Here is a 17,451-nt window from a genome sequence, read left to right as displayed (position 1 = left end):
TATCGTATGTTGTGGGAGCAAGACAGGGGCGATTTTTTTGATGAACCGTTTCATGCGTCTGATGCCTGCCGGTCACATGGTCGCCGTTCGGCGCCAGCAGGCACGTCGCATCTGCGCGGTGACGCTGGTCATGTCGCTGTCCCTGTTCGTGGCCTCGCCGTTCGTGACGCTCTGGTCGGTTTCGGCGGCCATTCAGGCGCATGATACGCGCACGCTCGGCACATTCCTGAACTGGCGGGCCGTGCAGGCCAGCCTGAAATCGCAGATCATCAGCGGGATCGTGGGCAATCAGCCGGCCAATGACGACGAACTGCCGGAATTCGGCTCGTCCTTTGCCACCACGGCGGTATCCCATGCGATTGACGTACATGTGAATGCCGCCAACCTCGATACGCTGATGGGGCAGGTCATGCCAGCGGCGCAGCCGGTATCCGTGATCTCCCCGGTTGCCATGCTGCATCATGTCCGCATCCGTTTCCTGCGCCCGGACACGTTCGAGGCCCGTGCCGTCATGCCGGGGCACGAGAATGAGACGCCGCTGCGCTTGCAGATGCGGATTCAGGGGTGGCGGTGGAAGATCACCGAAGTCGATCTGCCGGCCAGCCGGAGCGATCACCCCGTGATCGAGGCTTCCGCCGCGCCGGATCGGCTCGCCCTGCTCTCGCGCTAACGGCGATCATTTTTTCCGCGCGTGCGGTGATTGTAGCAGGTTTGCGTGGATTGTTCCCCGCTGCCGCCCGTGCCCGTCGGGGCCGGGCGGCGCGGGTGTATGGTTCAGCGGCGGGCGCGGGTTGCGGCGGTTTCGGCGGGCAGGTCTTCTTCCAGGATCGTGATGTGCAGGGCGTAGGACACCTCGCCCTCATCCTCGTCCCGGTGGACGGTGCCGATGATCTCGCCTTTTACGGCGACCTCGACCGACAGGCCGGCGCGCGGCGGCGGATTGACCGTCAGTTCGGGGGAACCCAGCAGGCGGCGCAGGCATACCTGCAGGCGGGCGATTTCGGAGGCGGACATGCTGCTCATGGAATGCTCTCTGTCGGAAAGGGTGGGCCGGCGGCGCGGCCTGATCGCAGGGCGGACGCCGTCCGGGCCCGATCTGATGCTGCCCGCTATAGGCATTCGAAGCCCCGCCCGCAACCGCATCGCGGCGCGGAAAAGCCCCCTTCCCGCCTCAATCGTCTGATTTCCTTGTTCCATCAGCACCCTGTTTCGGAGGCCCTTTTGTTCATCCGCCCTGCCCTGTTCGCCCGCCTGTTCGCACCGCTGCGTCTTGCCCTGCTGGCGGCCGGCCTGATGCTGGCATTCCCCGCGATCGGCGCCGAAGCCGTCACGACGGCATTCGGTCCGCTGGAAGCGGCGCAGCCGCTGACCGCGCGTGGCCTGGCCGACCGGATCCGGCAGGATGGCGCGCAGGATGTGGCGCGGATGCTGACCCGCGAGCGTGAATGGCCGCGCGTGCGGCGCGCTGTGGCGGCGGGATGGGAGAACTGGATCGCCCTGCTGCCCGACCTGATGCCGGTGGCCGATCCGGCGACCGGCCACTCGCTTCAGGTTGCGCTGCGCCGCGCCCTGCTCCGCAATCCGCGTGCGGTGCTGGCGGTCCTGGACCGGAAAAACAGCGCCCCGCTTGCGGGGCGGACGATCTGCGCGCCGGCGGCCGAGCCCGCGTCCTGGCGCCCACGGGCCCTGACGGCGATCCGGACGGTGCATGACATCCATCTGATCGACCAGGGCAGCGATTGCCTGCGTGCGCTCGAAGAGAAGTCCTGATTCCGTCAGTTCTCGTCTGTCCAGCCCAGGCGTGCCAGGGCGGCGCGGATATGGGCGGGTGGCGGGGCGACGGCGGAAACCGGGGGTTCCAGCGGCAGGGCGAGCGCGCGGCTCATCAGGTACAGCATGGGTGCCTGCTGCCCGGCCGCGTCGCCATAGACCGGGTCGCCCAGCACCGGGCAGCCCAGGCTGGCGCAATGCAGCCGGGCCTGATGGGTGCGCCCGGTCAGCAGGTGCAGTTCCAGCCAGCTTGTTTCCCCGTCGCTGGCCAGAAGCCGCCACGCGGTGCGTGATTCCTGCCCCGTCGGGGCCTCGACCATGCGCCAGCCCTGCCTGTCCGACTGCTTGGCGATCGTCATCACCACCGTGCCGCTGTCGGCGGCGGGGCGGCCGCGCACCACGGCCCAGTAGGTCTTGCGCGCCAGGCCATTGGCGAAGGCGGCCTGCGCGGCCAGCAGCGGCTGCTTGCGCAGGGCGATCAGCAGGCAGCCCGACGTATCGCGATCCAGCCGGTGGGCCAGCCATGGTCCGTCCGCCCGCCGCGACAGTAGCGGGAAGGAATCCTCGACCGACGGACCGCCGGCGGGGCCGGCATGCACCGGCAGGCCGGGCGGCTTGTCGATGACCAGGAACCGGTTATCGCGGAACAGGACCGGAAATGGATCGGCCCCGCCCGTGGGGGGATCGCCCGCAGGAAGACGGCGTGCCGGGCCGGCCGGCCGGGGCCGGCGCTCTCGCCGGGTCATTCGTCGTCGGGGGTGCGGCGCAGCAGGACTTCGCGCCGGCCGACATGGTTGGCCGGGCTGACGATGCCCTCCTTTTCCATCTGCTCGATGATCTTGGCGGCCCGGTTGTAGCCGATCGACAAATGGCGCTGGATGAACGAGGTCGAGGCCTTGCCCTCGCGCGCCACGACGGCCACCGCCTGGTCGAACAGGCTGGTTTCGTCGTCATAGCCGCCGCTCAGCCCGTTGCCGGACGATTTGCCGCCGCTGCCGCCACCGTCCTCGTCCTGGGCCGAGATCACGTCGTCATCATAGATCGGCTCGCCCTGGCTGCGGAGGAAGCGCACCACGTCCTCGACCTCGCTGTCGGCGACGAAGGGGCCGTGGACGCGGGTGATCCGGCCGCCGCCCTGCATGTACAGCATGTCGCCCTGGCCCAGGAGCTGCTCCGCCCCCTGCTCGCCCAGGATGGTGCGGCTGTCGAACTTGCTGATGACCTGGAAGGAGATTCGGGTCGGGAAATTGGCCTTGATCGTGCCGGTGATCACGTCGACCGAGGGGCGCTGCGTCGCCATGATCACGTGGATGCCGGCCGCGCGGGCTTTCTGCGCCAGGCGCTGCACCGCCGTTTCGATCTCCTTGCCCGCGACCATCATCAGGTCCGCCATTTCGTCGATCACCACGACGATATAGGGCAGGGAATCCAGGGCGAGCTGCTGTTCTTCGAAGGTCGGGCGGCCGGTCTCGGGGTCGTAGCCGGTCTGCACGCGGCGCGAGACGACTTCGCCGCGCTGGCGGGCGTCGGTTACCCGCTCGTTGTAGCCGCCGATATTGCGCACCTGCAGGTGCGACATTGCGCGGTATCGGCGATCCATTTCCCGCACCGTCCATTTCAGGGCGGCGACCGCCTTGGCCGGTTCCGTGACCACGGGCGTCATCAGATGCGGGATGCCCTCATAGATCGACAGTTCCAGGATCTTGGGGTCGATCAGGATCAGGCGGCATTCCTCGGGCGACATGCGGAACAGCAGCGACAGGATCATCGCGTTGACGCCGACCGACTTGCCCGACCCGGTGGTGCCGGCGATCAGCAGGTGCGGCATGCGCGCCAGGTCGCCATAGACCGGCATGCCGGAAATATCCTTGCCCAGCGCCAGGCAGAGCTTCGACGACGCATGATGCCAGGCGTCGTCGGTGAAGAGTTCGGACAGATAGACCGTCTCGCGCCTTGCGTTGGGCACTTCGATGCCGATCACGTTGCGGCCGGGCACGGTGGCGATGCGCACGCTCAGCACCGACAGCGACCGCGCCACATCGTCCGCCAGGCCGATCACCCGGGCTGAACGGATGCCCGGCGCGGGCTCCAGCTCATAGAGCGTGACTACGGGCCCGGCATGGATCTGCCCGATCTGCCCCTGCACGCCGTAATCGGACAGCACGGTTTCCAGCAGCCGCGCATTGGCCTGCAATGCGTCCTGCGAGGGGCCGGTCTGGCCGTGCGCCGGGGCGGGCTTCAGCAGGTCCAGCGGCGGCAGGCGCCATGGATCGCGGCCGTCGGAACGCGGTGGAGGGGGGTAGTCGTCCGGGTCGGGCATCGCGCGGGCGGCGGCGGATGGCGGCTCCGCCGGCTCGGGACGACTGCCGAACAGCCGGCCCATGAGCGAAGGGCGCGGAGGCTCGGCTGCGGGAACCGCCGACGGGACGGGGGGATGGACGGCCTCCGGCACCGGGCGCGGCGCGACAGGCTGGGTCGCCGGTCCGCCCAGAAGCAGGGGGGGCGCTTCGTCGGCGGTGTCGCTTTCCATGCCGGGGGGCTGGACCCAGCCCGTGCCCAGTGACGGCCGGGCAGGTGGCCGGGGCGAGGGGCGCGTGGCCGGTTGGGCGGAGGAATGTGCGGCGGGCCGGGCTTCCGGCGCGGGGCGCTCGGTACGCGTGGGGCGGGGCGGTTCGGGCGCGCGGGCCTGGGCGGAGAGGTCGGGCCGGGGGGGGGGCACCGTACCGTCGAGCGAGCCGTTCCAGCGGCCGGTGGCGTCGGCGGTGGGGTGGTCGGCGGAAGCGGCGGGCGCCGGCATCCGGCGGGCGAGCCGCATCGGCTGCCGGGCGACGGCGCGCAGGGCCCGGCCGATCGCCTTCCATTCGGTCCGGGACAGGCCGATCCCCAGCGGCACCAGCAGGAGGGTCAGCAGCAGCCCGAGCACCCATACGGCCAGCCGGCCGGCCGGCCCCAGCAGCGACATGCCCGCCTGGAGGGCGGTATGGGCGATCGACAGGCCGAATGCGCCGCCCAGGCCGGATTCCGTGGGCCAGTGCGGGGTGGGCAGGACCGGGGCCAGCATCGGCACGGCCGCCAGCAACGCCCCCATGACCGGCATGGCGCACAGGATCGCCACCGCCCGCAGCAGGATCGACCCCATGGCGGCATGGCGGATCACCCGCCAGCCCCAGGCCATCATCGCCAGGATCGGCAGGGCGCAGGTGATGCCGACATTCTGCAGCAGCACGTCCGCCAGGTAGGAACCGGCCATGCCCAGCAGGTTGGTGGGGGGCTGGGTGCTGGCGGTGTTCATCGACGGGTCGAGCGGGTTGTAGCTCCACAGCGACGCGGCCAGCGCCAGGGCCAGAAGCCACAGCACCATGCCTCCCATCTCGGCCAGTCTCTGCCTTGCGGCGGACCGGATGCGCGGGGCGTTCAGAGAGGCAGGAATGTAGCGGCCAAAGCTCGGCAAATGTTCGGGTCCTGTACGCTGGGGCCGTCGTCGCGTGGACCGGGCGGTTCCGCCACGACGGCAGGCACGATGAAGCGGACGGCCCGGCCGGGAGGGCGGCCGGCCCTGGGTCCGGAAACGGGAGAAGTATAGCCCGCCCTTTCCGGAATACAGAAGGGCGGTTCAGCCGTTATTCCGGCATTGTGCCGAAGGCCCGCCAGATCGAAAGCCGCGCCGCGCCGTGGTGGCGCTCGGCCAGCGGGGCATCGGGCAGGATCGGGTTGCCGGCGGGCAGGGGTTCGTCGGCGCCGGTCTCGATCACGATCAGTGCGTTGGGGGCGATCCAGCCCGTCCGGGCCAGGGCCGCCAGGGCCCGTTCCGGGAGGCCCTGCCCGTAGGGCGGGTCCAGCAGCAGCAGGCTGCACGGCTGGCCGGCGGCGGGTGGCCGGGTGACATCGGCGGCGCGCTGCGTCGTGCGGTCACGCGCGCCGCAGGCCGTAATGTTGGCGGCCAGCGCGGCCAGGGCGGCGCGGTCGGTCTCGAAGAACGTGCAGTGGGCCGCGCCGCGCGACAGGGCTTCCAGCCCCAGGGCGCCCGTGCCGGCGAAGCCGTCCAGCACTTGCGCATCCTGCATCAGGTCGTAGCCGCCCCAGGGCGCATGCAGCAGCATGTCGAACAGGGCCTGGCGCACCCGGTCGGCGGTGGGGCGGGTGGTGCGCCCCGGTGGTGCCGCCAGCGCACGGCCGCGCCATTGGCCGGCGACGATCCGCATCGGCCGGTCAGGACCTGCGCGACGGGCGCGGGGACGGCCCCAGCCCCGGGATCTGCTCGCGCAGTACCTTTCCCGGCACTTCCTCGAGTTCAGACCGTTGCAGGGTCCCGAGCTGGAACGGGCCGTAGGCGGTGCGGATCAGCCGGCTGACATGCAGGTTCAGGCCGCGCATGACCTTGCGCACCTCGCGGTTCTTGCCTTCGCGGAGTGCCACGGTCAGCCAGGCATTGTCGCCCTTGCGGGAATCCAGCCCCGCCTCGATGGGGCCGTAGCGCACGCCTTCGAAGACGCTGCCTTCGGCCAGCGCTTTCAACTGGGCCTCGTCCACCATGCCGAAGACGCGGACGCGATAGCGGCGCAGCCAGCCGTTGGACGGCAGTTCCAGCCGCCGGGCCAGCTCGCCGTCATTGGTCAGCAGCAGCAGGCCCTCGCTGTTCAGGTCCAGCCGGCCGATGCTGATGACGCGCGGCATGCCTTCGGGCAGCGAGGCGAAGACGGTCGGCCGGCCCTCGGGGTCGCGGTGGGTCGTCACCAGCCCGTCGGGCTTGTGGTAGCGCCAGAGCCGGGTGCGTTCGGGGGTTTCCACCACCGAGCCGTCGACCTGCACGACGTCGCTCGCCACCACGAAGGTTGCCGGATGCGTCACCGCCTCGCCGTTCAGGCGCACGCGCCCTTCCTCGACCATGCGTTCGGCGTCGCGGCGGCTGGCGATGCCGGAGCGGGCCAGCCATTTGGCGATCCGTTCGCCGCGCTCGGGCCGGCTGGTGTCGTGGCACTTTGTCATCTTGATGCCGAAGCCTCTATCAGGGCGGAAAAAATATGTCTGTCCGCCATGGATATGGCGAATTCCGGATGCCATTGCACGCCCAGGCAGAATGGATGGCCAGGATATTCGATGGCCTCGGCCACGCCATCGGGCGCCACGGCGCTGATGGTGGCCCGGCCCGGGTCGCGCACGGCCTGATGATGGGCGGAATTGACGGCGATCCGCGTGGCGCCCGTGACGCGCGCCAGCAATGTGCCGGGCAGGATGTCCACCTCGTGGCCGGGTTCGTCGCGCGGATTGGGCTGTTCGTGCGCCAGCGCATCGGCCACGGCGTCGGGGATATGCTGGATCAGGGTGCCGCCCAGGGCGACGGCCAGCAATTGCTGCCCGCCGCAGATGCCCAGCACCGGCAGCCCGGATGCGATGGCGCCCTGCGCCAGCGCCAGTTCGGCGCGGGTGCGGCCGGTCTTGAGGGTGACGCTGTCGTGGCGCTGGTCCACGCCATACAGGGCCGGATCGACGTCGAAGGCGCCGCCGGTGATCACCAGCCCGTCGAGCCGCGCCAGCATGGCCGGGGCGAGATCGGCCCGATGGGGCAGCGCGACCGGCAGGCCGCCCGCATCGGCGATGGCGTCCATGTAATTGCAGCGCAGCGCGTACCACGGAAAGCGGGAATAGGCGCTCCCGTCCGGGGTGCCGGCCTCGCTGTCCAGGGTCACGCCGATCACGGGACGGGATGGAGTCATTCCGCCTGACCTAGAGGAATATCGCCGTCAGGGAAATCCGCTATGCGCGGAATGGCCTGGCCGGGGCGGAAATGGCGGCGGGAGGCTGGGGGGCCTCGGGCCGTCATGTCGTCACGAGGGATGGCACCAGCCGGTTCCTGCATCCCGCAGGACGCATGATCATGGAACCAGGGTGCCGATCAGCCCGTCATCCGGCGCCCGTTATCCGGCGAATGCCGGGTCGCTCGATCCGTCAGCCGTCGGAGACCATCGAATGCAGGCTCGCGGTAAGGGTATGGCGGCCCATCAGTTCCGGTTCACAGGCGGAAAAACCGATGACGATTGCCGCGGCGGCCAGGATCAACGTGAGCGTATTCATCGTCTGCCTCCTGTTTCATATCGGTCCCGATTGTTTCAGGACCCGTTACCGGCGATGTCGTTACACTGTCAGTCGCAACCCGGTCTGTCCATTAAAATCAATATTTTTTTCCCGGTTTGCACTGTTCGGGTCACCCCGGATGCCGCGCCGTCCTGTAATATGTTGTGAACGCCGCGTCCGCGCCCATTGCCGGCATATGGGGCGACGGGATGCATGTGACGCGAACGCGGCCGACGAGGATGGAGTTTCATGACCGGGCGACGACAGGACCTGACTTTCTGCGGTTTTGCGCCATATCCGGGCCGGGTGGCGCGCGATGCCGCCTGAATGCCGCCCTGCCGACCCGATGGCCATCGCGCTGGAGGAGGCGCGTGCCGCCGCCGCGCGGGGCGAGGTTCCGGTGGGTGCCGTGCTGCTGGGGCCGGATGGCAGCGTGCTGGCCCGGGATGGCAACCGGGTGGAGGCCGCGCATGATGCGGGTGCCCATGCCGAGATGCTGGTCATGCGCGCGGCTGCCCGGCGGCTGGGCAGCCCGCGCCTGACGGGATGCACGCTGGTGGTGACGCTGGAGCCCTGCCCGATGTGCGCGGCGGCGGCGGTGCATTTCCGGGTCGGGCGTATTCTGTTTGGTGCCTATGACCCCAAGGGGGGCGGCGTCGAGCATGGGCCGCGCCTGCTGGCACGGCCGGACTGCCTGCACCGGCCCGAGTGGGTAGGTGGGGTGCGCGAGCGCGAGGCGGCACAGTTATTGCGCGATTTTTTTCAGGCATTGCGCGCGTGAGAATTTGCGGGAAACGCAGAGATAACGCATCCTTCATCGGCAGGTACGGTACAGGTTGGGTTCGTCCGCATACTATTCTGGACTGTACCTCAGGAAGGGGCGGCGTCTTGCCCGGCCGCTCCAGCAACAATCAGGAATGCTATGACTGACGAGTTTCAGCCCATGACGTCTTTCCGCCCTCGCCGGATGCGGGGCAGGGTTTTGGCCGCGCTGGTCGCCACCACGATGCTGGGCGGCGCGGCGCAGGCCGTGATGATGGACACGGCACGGGCTGACGAGACAGGCGTCATCCGTCCGAATACGCAGACCCAGACGCTGCCCAATTTCGTCAATCTGGTGAAGCAGGTGCGCCCTGCCGTGGTTTCCATCACCGCCAATATCCGCGCGGACGACGTGGATGAAGAGGGCGGGATGCAGGGCCAGCAGCAGATGCCCTTTCCCTTCCCGTTCCCGTTCCAGATGATGCCGCAGCAGCAGCGCCGGACGGTCGAGGCCAGGGGATCGGGCTTCATCATCTCGGCGGATGGGTTCGTCGTGACCAACAACCATGTGGTCAAGGGCGCGACCAAGGTGACGGTGACGCTCGATGACGGCACCATCCTGCCCGCCAAGATCATCGGGCGCGATTCCAAGACCGACCTGGCGCTGCTGAAGGTTACGACCCAGAGCAAGCTGCGCTTCATTGAACTGGGCGATTCCGACAAGGTCGAGCCCGGCGAATGGGTGGTCGCGGTCGGCAACCCCTTCGGGCTGGGCGGCACCGTGACGGCGGGCATCGTCTCGGCGCGCGGCCGCGATATCGGCGATGGGCCTTATGATTCGTTCATCCAGGTGGACGCGCCGATCAATCGCGGCAATTCGGGCGGGCCGCTCTTTACCCAGGACGGCAAGGTCGTGGGCGTGAATACCGCCATTCTCTCGCCCACGGGCGGGTCGATCGGCATCGGGTTCGCCATTCCTTCCGACGTGGTCAAGAACGTCGTCGACCAGTTGCAGAAGACCGGCCATGTGACGCGCGGCTATCTGGGCGTGGTGGCGCAGGTGATCACGCCGGCCATGGCCAAGGCGCTGGGCCTGAAGCCGGCCAGCGATGGCGCCCCGCCCAGCGGTGCGCTGGTGGCCAGCATCAGCAACAGCAGCCCGGCCGAAAAGGCGGGCCTGAAGGCCGGTGACGTGATCACCACGCTGAACGGCCAGAAGATCGACAGCCCGCATGACCTGGCGGTGAAGGTTGCCTCGCTGCCGCCGGGCACATCGGCGACGATTGCCTATCTGCGCAACAACGCGGCGCAGACGGCCACGGTGAAGATCGCGAACCTGTCCAGCGCGTCGTCGCCCGATGGTTCCGTCGGTGACAGGAGCGAGGCCGGCGGTCCGCGCCTGGGGGTTTCGCTTTCGCCGCTGACCCGCGATCTGCGCCAGCAACTGGGGCTGGACGGCTCGGTGCGTGGCGTTGTCGTCAGTGATGTCCAGACGGGGTCGGTGGCCGAGCAGGCGGGTATCCGCGCTGGCGACGTGATCCAGGCCGTCGGCAACAGCCCGGTCGACAACCCCAGCGCCACGGTGACCGCCGTTCGCGCGGCCCTGAAATCCAACCAGTCGGTGCTGTTGCGCGTTCTGCGTGGCGGCCAGAACCTGTTCATCGCCGTGACACCGGGGGCGCCTGACGACAGTGGCGCGGCCGGTAGCGACAACGATAACGATAACGACTGATCGGCGGTGGCGCCGCTCCCCCAGGGGGCGGCGCCTTTCCAGACACAAGGCTCTGGAACGAATAAAAGTTTTTTGGTTCTTTTTTTCAAAAAAGAACAGAAGTGCTGACTAGATTTCCGAAAGCGTCTCCAGCAGCGCGTCCACATCCGCGATGCGGGTGTAATAGCTGGTGACCAATCGAATAACGGTGCCGTCCACGCCTGGCGGCGTATCCCAGTCATGGAAGGCGAAGCCTGCGGCGCGCAGATGGGCGATCGCGCGGTCGGGCAGCAGGACGAAGATTTCGTTGGCCTGGGTTTCGTAGAGCATCCGCGCGCCGGGGTGGCGGAACAGGCCGCCGGCCAGGCGTTGCGCCATGGCATTGGCGTGGCGGGCGTTGTTGAGCCACAGATCGTCTTCCAGGCATGCCAGAACCTGCGCGCTCAGGAACCGCTGCTTGGACCAGTCATGGCCGGAGCGCTTGCGGCGGCGGGCGAATTGTTCGGCATGTGCCCGGTTGAAGAAGACGACCGCCTCTGCCGCCATGGCCCCGTTCTTGGTCATGCCCAGCGACAGCACGTCGATGCCGGCCTTCCATGTCGCCTCGGCCGGGCTGCAGCCCAGATGGGCGATGGCGTTGGCCAGACGGGCGCCGTCCATATGCACCGCGAGGTTCCGGCTCCGGGCCCGTGCCGTCAGTTCGGCGATGCGGGCGGGCGGGTAGACGGTGCCCCATTCGGTGGCCTGGGTCAGGCTCAGTGCCGTCGGCAGCGGGTTGTGCACGTCGTCGGCGGGCAGGCGGTCGAGCATGTAGGACAGGGCGTCCGGCGCCATGCGTCCGTCCTCGGACGGGATGGTGACCAGCCGGGCGCCGCCGGTGAAGAAATCCGGCGCCGCGCATTCGGACTGGGCGATGTGGGCGCTTTCGTCGCACAGGATCGCGGCATAGGGCGGCGCGATGGCGGCCAGTGCCAGCGCGTTCGCCGCCGTGCCGGTGGCGACGGGAAAGACCTTGACCGGGTGCTCGAAGATATCCGTCACCACGTCGCCCAGGCGTGCCGTCCAGGCGTCGCCGCCATAGGCGGGTGCGGCGTGCGCGTTGGCCGTAGCCAGGGCGGACATCACGGCGGGACAGGCCGGAACGACATTGTCGCTGCTGAAGTTCTTGCGTATCTGCTCTACCACGCTATTCCCCTGCTCTTTCCGTTCCCGTTGTCCGGAGTGCCGCATGACCGAGCCAGCTTCCGCCGAAACCGCGTCCGTTCGCAACCCGTCCGCGCGCCTGATCGACGGCAAGGCGTTCGCGGCGAACCTGACCCAGACGATCGCACAGGAGGTCCGCGCGTTCCATGATCGCCATCAGGTGACGCCCGGGCTGGCGGTGGTGCTGGTGGGCAACGACCCGGCCAGTGAGGTCTATGTGCGCAACAAGGCGCTCCAGACCCATCGCGCGGGCATGCGCTCGTTCATGCACATGCTGCCCGAGACCACGTCGCAGGGCGAATTGCTGGCGCTGATCGGGCGGCTGAATCATGATCCGGAAATTCACGGCATCCTGGTGCAGTTGCCGCTGCCTGCCGGGCTGGACCCGGTGGCGATTACCAATGCCATCCATCCGGACAAGGATGTGGATGGTCTGGGCGAGGTGAATGCCGGCCGGCTGGCGCTGGGCCAGCCGGGCATCGTGCCCTGCACGCCGCTGGGCTGCCTGATGCTGCTGAAGGCGGAGCTGGGCGAATTGCGGGGCCTGCATGCCGTGATCATCGGGGCGTCCAATCTGGTCGGCCGGCCGATGGCGCGCCTGCTGCTGGCCGAGGGCTGCACCGTGACGGTCGCGCATATCGACACGCGCGACCCCGCCGCCCTGGCGCGGCAGGGCGACATTCTGGTGGTGGCGACCGGCTGCAACGGGCTGGTCCGTGGCGACTGGATCAAGCCCGGCGCGGCGGTGATCGATGTGGGCATCACCCGCATCTCGCTGCCCAACGGCAAGACGCGGCTGGTGGGGGATGTGGCGTTCGAGGAGGCGGTGACCCGCGCGGGGCGGATTACCCCGGTGCCCGGCGGTGTCGGGCCGATGACGATCGCCTGCCTGCTGAACAATACCCTGGCGGCCGCCCGGCGTATTGTCGGCGCGGCCTGAGGGTGGCTGCGCGATGACGACGCGCCTGTCGGTCGAACTGATCCCGCGCGATGCGGAGGCCCTGCTGCGCGATGCGGCGCAGGTTCGCGCGCATTTTCCGTTGGCCGACACGCTGAACGTGCCCAGCCTGATGCGTTTTCCGATGCAGGGCTGGGACGCGGTGCCGCTGTTGCAGCCGGTCCTGCCGCGTGTCGTGCCGCATATCCGGGCCATCGATATCGACCCTGACGGCCCGCTGCCGGGGGTGGATATTCCGGGGCTGACGGAAGTGCTGGTGGTGCGGGGCGATCCGCCGGCCGATCTGAGCCGCCGGACCTTTCCCAATTCGTCGGAAAGCGTGATCCGCCGCTATCGGCGCGAGGCGCCGCACCTGACGGTCTATGCCGCCTTCGATCCGTGGCGGCATGCGCCCTGGCGGGAGATGGAAGCCGTGGCGCGCAAGAAGGAGGCCGGGGCCGCCGGTTTCTTTACCCAGCCGGTATTTGACATGCGGATGCTCGATCTGTGCATGGGCTGGCTGGAGGGTGAAACGGTGTTCTGGGGGATTTCGCCGGTCATCGGGCCCAAATCGCGCTCGTATTGGGAGACCACGAACCATGTCGTCTTCCCCCACGGGTTCGACCTGACGCTGGAGGCCAACATCGCGTTCGCCATCCGGGCGATCCGTGCCGTCCGGGCGGCCGGGGGGCATGTCTATCTGATGCCGCTGCGGGTGAATCTGGGCGCCTATCTGGGGCCGATCCAGCAGGCGCTCGGCTGATACGGCGCGGGTGGGGACGGGTTACGTCCGCCCCGCAATTCCGTTAGCCTCGGGGAAAGAGTCTGTTTTCCCCGAGAGGTCCTGATCGTGCCGTACCACCGTCCATGTCCACGCCTGTCCACCGGGCCAGGGTTTCAGCCGGGGATCGCCGGCGCCATGACCGCGATCGGGCTTGTTCTGGGGGCTGCCATGCTGATCGTGGGCGGCACGGCGCCCGCCCGCGCCCAGGAGGCCACGCCTGCCGCCGCATCCGCCATGCCGGCGCCCGATCCGGCCCGCATCTTCGCCCCGTTGGCCTATCCGATGCCGGCGGGCGGCACGCGGTCGGCCGGCGGCGTGCCAGGTGGTGCGTATTGGCAGAACAATGTCGATTACGAGATCAAGGCGGCGATCGACCCCACCAACCGCCTGCTTTCGGGCAGCGAAATCATCACCTACGCCAACAACAGTCCCGATGCGCTGGATGTGCTGTGGGTGCAGCTCGACCAGAATATCTATCGTGACGGCTCGCGCGGCAATTTCGTCAATCCGCAGCGCCATGGCGATCATACCGATGGCGATGTGATCGAAAGCGTGTCGATCGAACAGGATGGCAAGAGCATCCCGGTCACGCCGATTATTTCCGACACGCGGATGCAGGTGCCGCTGCCGACGGCGCTGGAGGGCAAGGGCGGCAAGATCCGGCTGAAGATCGTCTGGCACTACACCATTCCCGGCCCCTCGGGCGGGCGCACCGCCGTGAGTTCCTCCCGCAACGGCGATATCTACGAGGTCGCGCAATGGTACCCGCGCATGGCCGTCTATGACGACGTTCGCGGCTGGGATACCGCGCCCTATCTGGGGCAGGAATTCTTCCTGGATTACGGCGATATCGATTACAGCGTGACCGTGCCGTGGAACTTCACCGTGGTCGGCTCCGGCGCGCTGCTCAACCAGGCCGATGTGCTGACCCAGACCGAGCGAGACCGGCTGGCCCAGGCGGCGAAGAGCGACGAGCGGGTGATGATCCGCACCGAAGCCGATATCCACGACCCCAAGAGCCATCCGGCCCAGACCGGCACCAAGACCTGGCATTTCCGTATGAACAACACACGCGACGTGGCGTTCTCGGCCTCGCCGGCCTTCCTGTGGGATGCGGCGCGGCTGGACCTGCCGCCGATGGTGGTCGAGCCGGGCCGTGCGCCGGTGCCGCGCCTGGCGATGTCGGCCTACCCGGTGGAAGGCGCGGGGCCGCATCAGTGGGACCGGTCCACGTCGTATGTGAAATACGCGATCGAGTATTTCTCGCGCCGCTGGTACCCCTATCCGTGGCCGAACGCGATCAATCTGGGCGGACATGGCGCGGGGATGGAGTATCCGGGCATCGTCTTCGACGGCATGCACGACAAGGACCCGGAGCTGTTCTGGATCACGGTGCATGAACTGGGTCATGACTGGTTCCCGATGGTCGTGGGCTCCAACGAGCGTCGCCATGCCTTCATGGATGAAGGCTTCAACACCTTTATCGACACCTATGCGTCGGACGATTTCAATTCCGGCGAGTTCGCGCCCAAGCGCGACAGCGAATTCGCGCCCGCCACCGGCAAGCCGGCCGAGGATATCCTCTCGGTGCTGCGCGATCCGGCCGCGCCGCGCCTGATGACGCCTTCGGACCTGATCCCCGAGCACTATCGGCATCCGGTCACCTACTTCAAGGCAGCCTATGGGCTGAAGCTGCTGCGCGAGCAGATCCTCGGCCCGGAGCGGTTCGACCGTGCCTTCCGCCGCTACATTGCGGTGTGGGCCTATCGCCACCCTACGCCTTCGGACTTCTTCCGGCTGATGGACAGCGAGACGGGCGAGGACCTGTCGTGGTTCTGGCGGGGCTGGTATTTCAATAACTGGGGACCGGACTATGCGGTGAAGTCCGCCACGCCCACCGGCGAGGGCGCGGCGCATGGCCTGCTGGTGACGGTGGACAACAAGGGCTGGCTGCCGCTGCCGGTGACGTTGCAGGTGAGCTATACCGACGGCACCAATTCGCGCCTGACCATCCCGACCGAGGCATGGTACCTGCGCAACGAGATCGAACTGACGATCCCGGGTTCGCGCACGCCCCAGGCGGTTACCCTCGATCCCGGGCATGACATTCCGGACCTGAACCGTGCCGACAACACGCTGACCCTGGCCCAGCCAGCCCCGCCGGCGCCGCCGCCCGCGCGTTAAGGCAGGGGAATTGTCGGGAATGGGGGCTGGTGCGCGTATGTCGCCAGTCCCTGTTGCCGGACGGGTTCCTACAGCCAGTCGCGCGCGCGGATCAGGGCCAGCGCGGCCAGCGTGACCATGCAGGTGATCTCGCCGTCGCGGATCATCCGCTCCATCTCGGTCAGCGTCATCGTGTGGCTGGTCAGGTCTGCCTCGGTTGCCTCGAGTCGGGGCGTGCCCTGCGTCAGGCCGGTCGCCAGATAGACATGGCCGCGCTGGGTGGAATAGCCGGCCCCCTGATACAGGATGCCGGCATGGCGCAGCCGTTCGGCGCGCAGGCCGGTTTCCTCTTCCAGTTCGCCCCTTGCCACCGTTTCCGGATTGGCGTCGGGCCGATATTCCCACATGCCCATCGGCAGTTCCCATAGCCGCGCCCGGATCGGGTAGCGATATTGGCGCACCAGCGTCACGGTGAGGCCGTCCGGCCCGTCGCCCAGCGGCAGGATGACGACGAAATCCCCCCGCTCGACCACGCCGTAGAGCCCTTCGCCGCCATCCGGGCGGCGAATGATGTCCTCGCGCACGCGGGTCCATGGGTTTTCGTAGGCGATCCGCGAGGACAGGGTGAGGAAGCCGCCTGAATCCTCGGAGGTGTCGGCTGTCATGCGAGCGGTTCCTTTCGTGATGGCGTTTCCATCAGGGCACGGGGTCCTCATGCTTGGCGAACCGCATTGTGGGCCCTTATGGTGTCCGGGTAACGGAGTGTGCGTCTCGTCATGACTGTCTTACGGAGCGGGCCGGCCAACCCGACGCTGCGGATCCTCGCCGTCGTTCTGTTCAACCTGATCTGCTACGTCGATATCGGCCTGCCGCTGGCGGTCATCCCGCTCTTTGTACACGGCACGCTGGGCTACAATACCGTCATTGCCGGGTTGGCCGTGTCGCTGCAATATCTGGCCACCTTCGCTTCGCGGGCGCAGGCGGGCCGCTTCGTGGACGAGCGGGGCGCGAAGCCGGCGGTGGTGATCGGGCTTGCGATCTGCGTGCTGGCGGGGCTGGCGCTGATGCTGTCCGGCCTGTTCATGCATCGGGCCGGTCTGGCCGTGCTGCTGCTGGTCGCCAGCCGCATCCTGATGGGGGTGGGCGAAAGCTGGACCGCGACCGGGGCCATCCTGTGGAATATCGGGCGTGTCGGGCCGGAACGGACGGCGCAGGTGATTTCCTGGAACGGCATCACCTCCTATGGCGGTATCGCCTTCGGGGCGCCGGTGGGCGCGGTGCTGGCACAGGCCCACGGGGTGTTGGGCGGGCTGGCCGGGGTGGGGTTGCTTTCGGCGCTGCTGCCCGCACTGGGACTGAGCTTGGCCACGCGCTATGCCGGCGTGCCGCCGATCGCCAAGGGCGGCGAGGTCATGCCGTTCTCGCAGGTCTTCTGGCGCGTTCTGCCCTACGGCATCGTGCTGGCCTGCGGGTCGGTCGGGTTCGGGGCCATTTCGGCCTGTCTGTCGCTGTATTTCGCCGACCGCCACTGGGATGGCGCGGCGGTGGGGCTGATGGTGTTCGGCCTGGTCTTTGTTCTGGTGCGGCTGTTCTTCTCGCGGCAGATCGGCCTGCGCGGCGGAATGAAGGTGGCGGTGGTGTCGCTGCTGGTCGAGGTCGGCGGGCTGCTGTTGCTCTGGCGGAGCGCGGATGTGCCCTCGGCCGATCTGGGTGCCGCGTTGACCGGGGCCGGGTTCTCGCTGGTCTTTCCGGCCCTTGGGGTGGAGGCGGTGACGCGCGCGGGCCCGCAGAACCGGGGTGCGGCACTGGGGGCCTTCAGCGTCTTTCTCGATATCGGCATCGGCCTTTCCGGCCCGATGCTGGGGCTGGTGATCCATAGCCTGGGTTATGGTCCGATGTTTCTGGTCTCGGCCCTGTTTACCGGCGCCGGGGTCGGTGCCACCCTGCTGCTGCGGGAGCGGTCCCGCCCCGATGCTGCCTGAGGCTGGCCGCCTTTGCGGGATCGGGCGGGCCGGATCGCGCATATGACCCATCTTCAGGAGGATAACG

Annotated in this window: 17 protein-coding genes; 8 read left to right on the top strand and 9 right to left on the bottom strand. The window is 68.2% G+C overall.

Annotation, left to right across the window (positions count from 1 at the left end; translation table 11 throughout):
- The first annotated feature begins 52 nt into the window (after positions 1 to 52).
- Positions 53 to 670: a DUF2939 domain-containing protein gene (locus tag ACMAUO_RS11025; RefSeq protein WP_420356924.1), complete on the top strand. Its 618-nt coding sequence runs from the start codon at positions 53 to 55 to the stop codon at positions 668 to 670.
- A 104-nt stretch (positions 671 to 774) separates the two neighbouring features.
- Here the strand turns inward: ACMAUO_RS11025 and ACMAUO_RS11020 are convergent, their stop codons facing one another.
- Positions 775 to 1,023 carry a DUF3126 family protein gene (locus ACMAUO_RS11020; RefSeq protein WP_182947879.1) on the bottom strand — a complete coding sequence of 83 codons (249 nt, stop codon included), beginning with the start codon at positions 1,021 to 1,023 and terminating at the stop codon, positions 775 to 777.
- A gap of 198 nt (positions 1,024 to 1,221) precedes the next feature.
- Between ACMAUO_RS11020 and ACMAUO_RS11015 the strand changes: the two genes are divergently transcribed.
- Complete coding sequence (locus tag ACMAUO_RS11015; protein ID WP_420356923.1) at positions 1,222 to 1,770, top strand: hypothetical protein; 549 nt, start codon at positions 1,222 to 1,224, stop codon at positions 1,768 to 1,770.
- A gap of 5 nt (positions 1,771 to 1,775) precedes the next feature.
- On the opposite strand, the gene ACMAUO_RS11010 is transcribed toward ACMAUO_RS11015, so the two are convergent.
- The 6 genes from ACMAUO_RS11010 to ACMAUO_RS10985 form a co-directional block, all read right to left on the bottom strand.
- Positions 1,776 to 2,516, bottom strand: coding sequence for an RluA family pseudouridine synthase (locus tag ACMAUO_RS11010; RefSeq protein WP_420356922.1), 741 nt, complete (start codon positions 2,514 to 2,516; stop codon positions 1,776 to 1,778).
- Positions 2,513 to 5,131: an FtsK/SpoIIIE family DNA translocase gene (locus ACMAUO_RS11005; RefSeq protein WP_420356921.1), complete on the bottom strand. Its 2,619-nt coding sequence runs from the start codon at positions 5,129 to 5,131 to the stop codon at positions 2,513 to 2,515. The genes ACMAUO_RS11010 and ACMAUO_RS11005 overlap by 4 nt, the downstream gene beginning before the upstream one ends.
- A 259-nt stretch (positions 5,132 to 5,390) precedes the next feature.
- Positions 5,391 to 5,972, bottom strand: coding sequence for a 16S rRNA (guanine(966)-N(2))-methyltransferase RsmD (gene rsmD / locus ACMAUO_RS11000; protein ID WP_420356920.1), 582 nt, complete (start codon positions 5,970 to 5,972; stop codon positions 5,391 to 5,393).
- A gap of 7 nt (positions 5,973 to 5,979) precedes the next feature.
- Complete coding sequence (locus tag ACMAUO_RS10995) at positions 5,980 to 6,756, bottom strand: pseudouridine synthase (RefSeq protein WP_420356919.1); 777 nt, start codon at positions 6,754 to 6,756, stop codon at positions 5,980 to 5,982.
- Positions 6,753 to 7,484: a gamma-glutamyl-gamma-aminobutyrate hydrolase family protein gene (locus ACMAUO_RS10990; RefSeq protein ID WP_420356918.1), complete on the bottom strand. Its 732-nt coding sequence runs from the start codon at positions 7,482 to 7,484 to the stop codon at positions 6,753 to 6,755. Before ACMAUO_RS10990 ends, ACMAUO_RS10995 begins: the two co-directional genes overlap by 4 nt.
- 232 nt (positions 7,485 to 7,716) lie before the next feature.
- Positions 7,717 to 7,842, bottom strand: coding sequence for a hypothetical protein (locus tag ACMAUO_RS10985; protein WP_255318178.1), 126 nt, complete (start codon positions 7,840 to 7,842; stop codon positions 7,717 to 7,719).
- A 316-nt stretch (positions 7,843 to 8,158) separates the two neighbouring features.
- On the opposite strand from ACMAUO_RS10985, the gene ACMAUO_RS10980 reads away from it, so the two are divergent.
- On the top strand, positions 8,159 to 8,623 hold the full coding sequence (locus ACMAUO_RS10980; protein ID WP_420356917.1) for a nucleoside deaminase: 465 nt from the start codon (positions 8,159 to 8,161) through the stop codon (positions 8,621 to 8,623).
- A gap of 141 nt (positions 8,624 to 8,764) precedes the next feature.
- Positions 8,765 to 10,336 carry a Do family serine endopeptidase gene (locus ACMAUO_RS10975; protein WP_420356916.1) on the top strand — a complete coding sequence of 524 codons (1,572 nt, stop codon included), beginning with the start codon at positions 8,765 to 8,767 and terminating at the stop codon, positions 10,334 to 10,336.
- A gap of 108 nt (positions 10,337 to 10,444) precedes the next feature.
- Here the strand turns inward: ACMAUO_RS10975 and ACMAUO_RS10970 are convergent, their stop codons facing one another.
- Entirely contained in the window at positions 10,445 to 11,500 is a 1,056-nt protein-coding gene (locus ACMAUO_RS10970) for a threonine aldolase family protein (RefSeq protein WP_420356915.1), read from the bottom strand.
- A 43-nt stretch (positions 11,501 to 11,543) separates the two neighbouring features.
- On the opposite strand from ACMAUO_RS10970, the gene folD reads away from it, so the two are divergent.
- From folD to ACMAUO_RS10955, 3 genes are all read left to right on the top strand, one after another.
- Complete coding sequence (gene folD / locus ACMAUO_RS10965) at positions 11,544 to 12,458, top strand: bifunctional methylenetetrahydrofolate dehydrogenase/methenyltetrahydrofolate cyclohydrolase FolD (protein WP_420356914.1); 915 nt, start codon at positions 11,544 to 11,546, stop codon at positions 12,456 to 12,458.
- Between the two features lie 13 nt (positions 12,459 to 12,471).
- Positions 12,472 to 13,218, top strand: coding sequence for a methylenetetrahydrofolate reductase (locus ACMAUO_RS10960; RefSeq protein WP_420356913.1), 747 nt, complete (start codon positions 12,472 to 12,474; stop codon positions 13,216 to 13,218).
- A gap of 189 nt (positions 13,219 to 13,407) precedes the next feature.
- Entirely contained in the window at positions 13,408 to 15,423 is a 2,016-nt protein-coding gene (locus ACMAUO_RS10955) for a M1 family metallopeptidase (RefSeq protein WP_420357270.1), read from the top strand.
- A gap of 68 nt (positions 15,424 to 15,491) precedes the next feature.
- On the opposite strand, the gene ACMAUO_RS10950 is transcribed toward ACMAUO_RS10955, so the two are convergent.
- Positions 15,492 to 16,067: an NUDIX domain-containing protein gene (locus ACMAUO_RS10950; protein WP_420356912.1), complete on the bottom strand. Its 576-nt coding sequence runs from the start codon at positions 16,065 to 16,067 to the stop codon at positions 15,492 to 15,494.
- A gap of 111 nt (positions 16,068 to 16,178) precedes the next feature.
- On the opposite strand from ACMAUO_RS10950, the gene ACMAUO_RS10945 reads away from it, so the two are divergent.
- Complete coding sequence (locus tag ACMAUO_RS10945; protein ID WP_420356911.1) at positions 16,179 to 17,384, top strand: MFS transporter; 1,206 nt, start codon at positions 16,179 to 16,181, stop codon at positions 17,382 to 17,384.
- Positions 17,385 to 17,451 lie beyond the last annotated feature (67 nt).

It is taken from the genome of Gluconacetobacter brunescens (assembly GCF_048695475.1).
Lineage (GTDB): Bacteria > Pseudomonadota > Alphaproteobacteria > Acetobacterales > Acetobacteraceae > Gluconacetobacter.
Note: the sequence above shows the minus strand (reverse complement) of the source record. Positions and strands in the feature narration are given on the sequence as shown.

What these genes read in the sequence shown, in the direction of transcription:
- ACMAUO_RS10955 (WP_420357270.1), top strand. Translation starts at nt 13,408, where the DNA reads ATGCTGATCGTGGGCGGCACGGCGCCCGCCCGCGCCCAGGAGGCCACG.
- ACMAUO_RS10945 (WP_420356911.1), top strand. Translation starts at nt 16,179, where the DNA reads ATGACTGTCTTACGGAGCGGGCCGGCCAACCCGACGCTGCGGATCCTC.
- ACMAUO_RS10960 (WP_420356913.1), top strand. Translation starts at nt 12,472, where the DNA reads ATGACGACGCGCCTGTCGGTCGAACTGATCCCGCGCGATGCGGAGGCC.
- ACMAUO_RS10980 (WP_420356917.1), top strand. Translation starts at nt 8,159, where the DNA reads ATGCCGCCTGAATGCCGCCCTGCCGACCCGATGGCCATCGCGCTGGAG.
- ACMAUO_RS10950 (WP_420356912.1), bottom strand. Translation starts at nt 16,067, where the DNA reads ATGACAGCCGACACCTCCGAGGATTCAGGCGGCTTCCTCACCCTGTCC.
- folD (WP_420356914.1), top strand. Translation starts at nt 11,544, where the DNA reads ATGACCGAGCCAGCTTCCGCCGAAACCGCGTCCGTTCGCAACCCGTCC.
- ACMAUO_RS10985 (WP_255318178.1), bottom strand. Translation starts at nt 7,842, where the DNA reads ATGAATACGCTCACGTTGATCCTGGCCGCCGCGGCAATCGTCATCGGT.
- ACMAUO_RS11010 (WP_420356922.1), bottom strand. Translation starts at nt 2,516, where the DNA reads ATGACCCGGCGAGAGCGCCGGCCCCGGCCGGCCGGCCCGGCACGCCGT.
- ACMAUO_RS11005 (WP_420356921.1), bottom strand. Translation starts at nt 5,131, where the DNA reads ATGGTGCTGTGGCTTCTGGCCCTGGCGCTGGCCGCGTCGCTGTGGAGC.
- ACMAUO_RS10975 (WP_420356916.1), top strand. Translation starts at nt 8,765, where the DNA reads ATGACTGACGAGTTTCAGCCCATGACGTCTTTCCGCCCTCGCCGGATG.
- rsmD (WP_420356920.1), bottom strand. Translation starts at nt 5,972, where the DNA reads ATGCGGATCGTCGCCGGCCAATGGCGCGGCCGTGCGCTGGCGGCACCA.
- ACMAUO_RS11025 (WP_420356924.1), top strand. Translation starts at nt 53, where the DNA reads ATGCGTCTGATGCCTGCCGGTCACATGGTCGCCGTTCGGCGCCAGCAG.
- ACMAUO_RS10995 (WP_420356919.1), bottom strand. Translation starts at nt 6,756, where the DNA reads ATGACAAAGTGCCACGACACCAGCCGGCCCGAGCGCGGCGAACGGATC.
- ACMAUO_RS10990 (WP_420356918.1), bottom strand. Translation starts at nt 7,484, where the DNA reads ATGACTCCATCCCGTCCCGTGATCGGCGTGACCCTGGACAGCGAGGCC.
- ACMAUO_RS11020 (WP_182947879.1), bottom strand. Translation starts at nt 1,023, where the DNA reads ATGAGCAGCATGTCCGCCTCCGAAATCGCCCGCCTGCAGGTATGCCTG.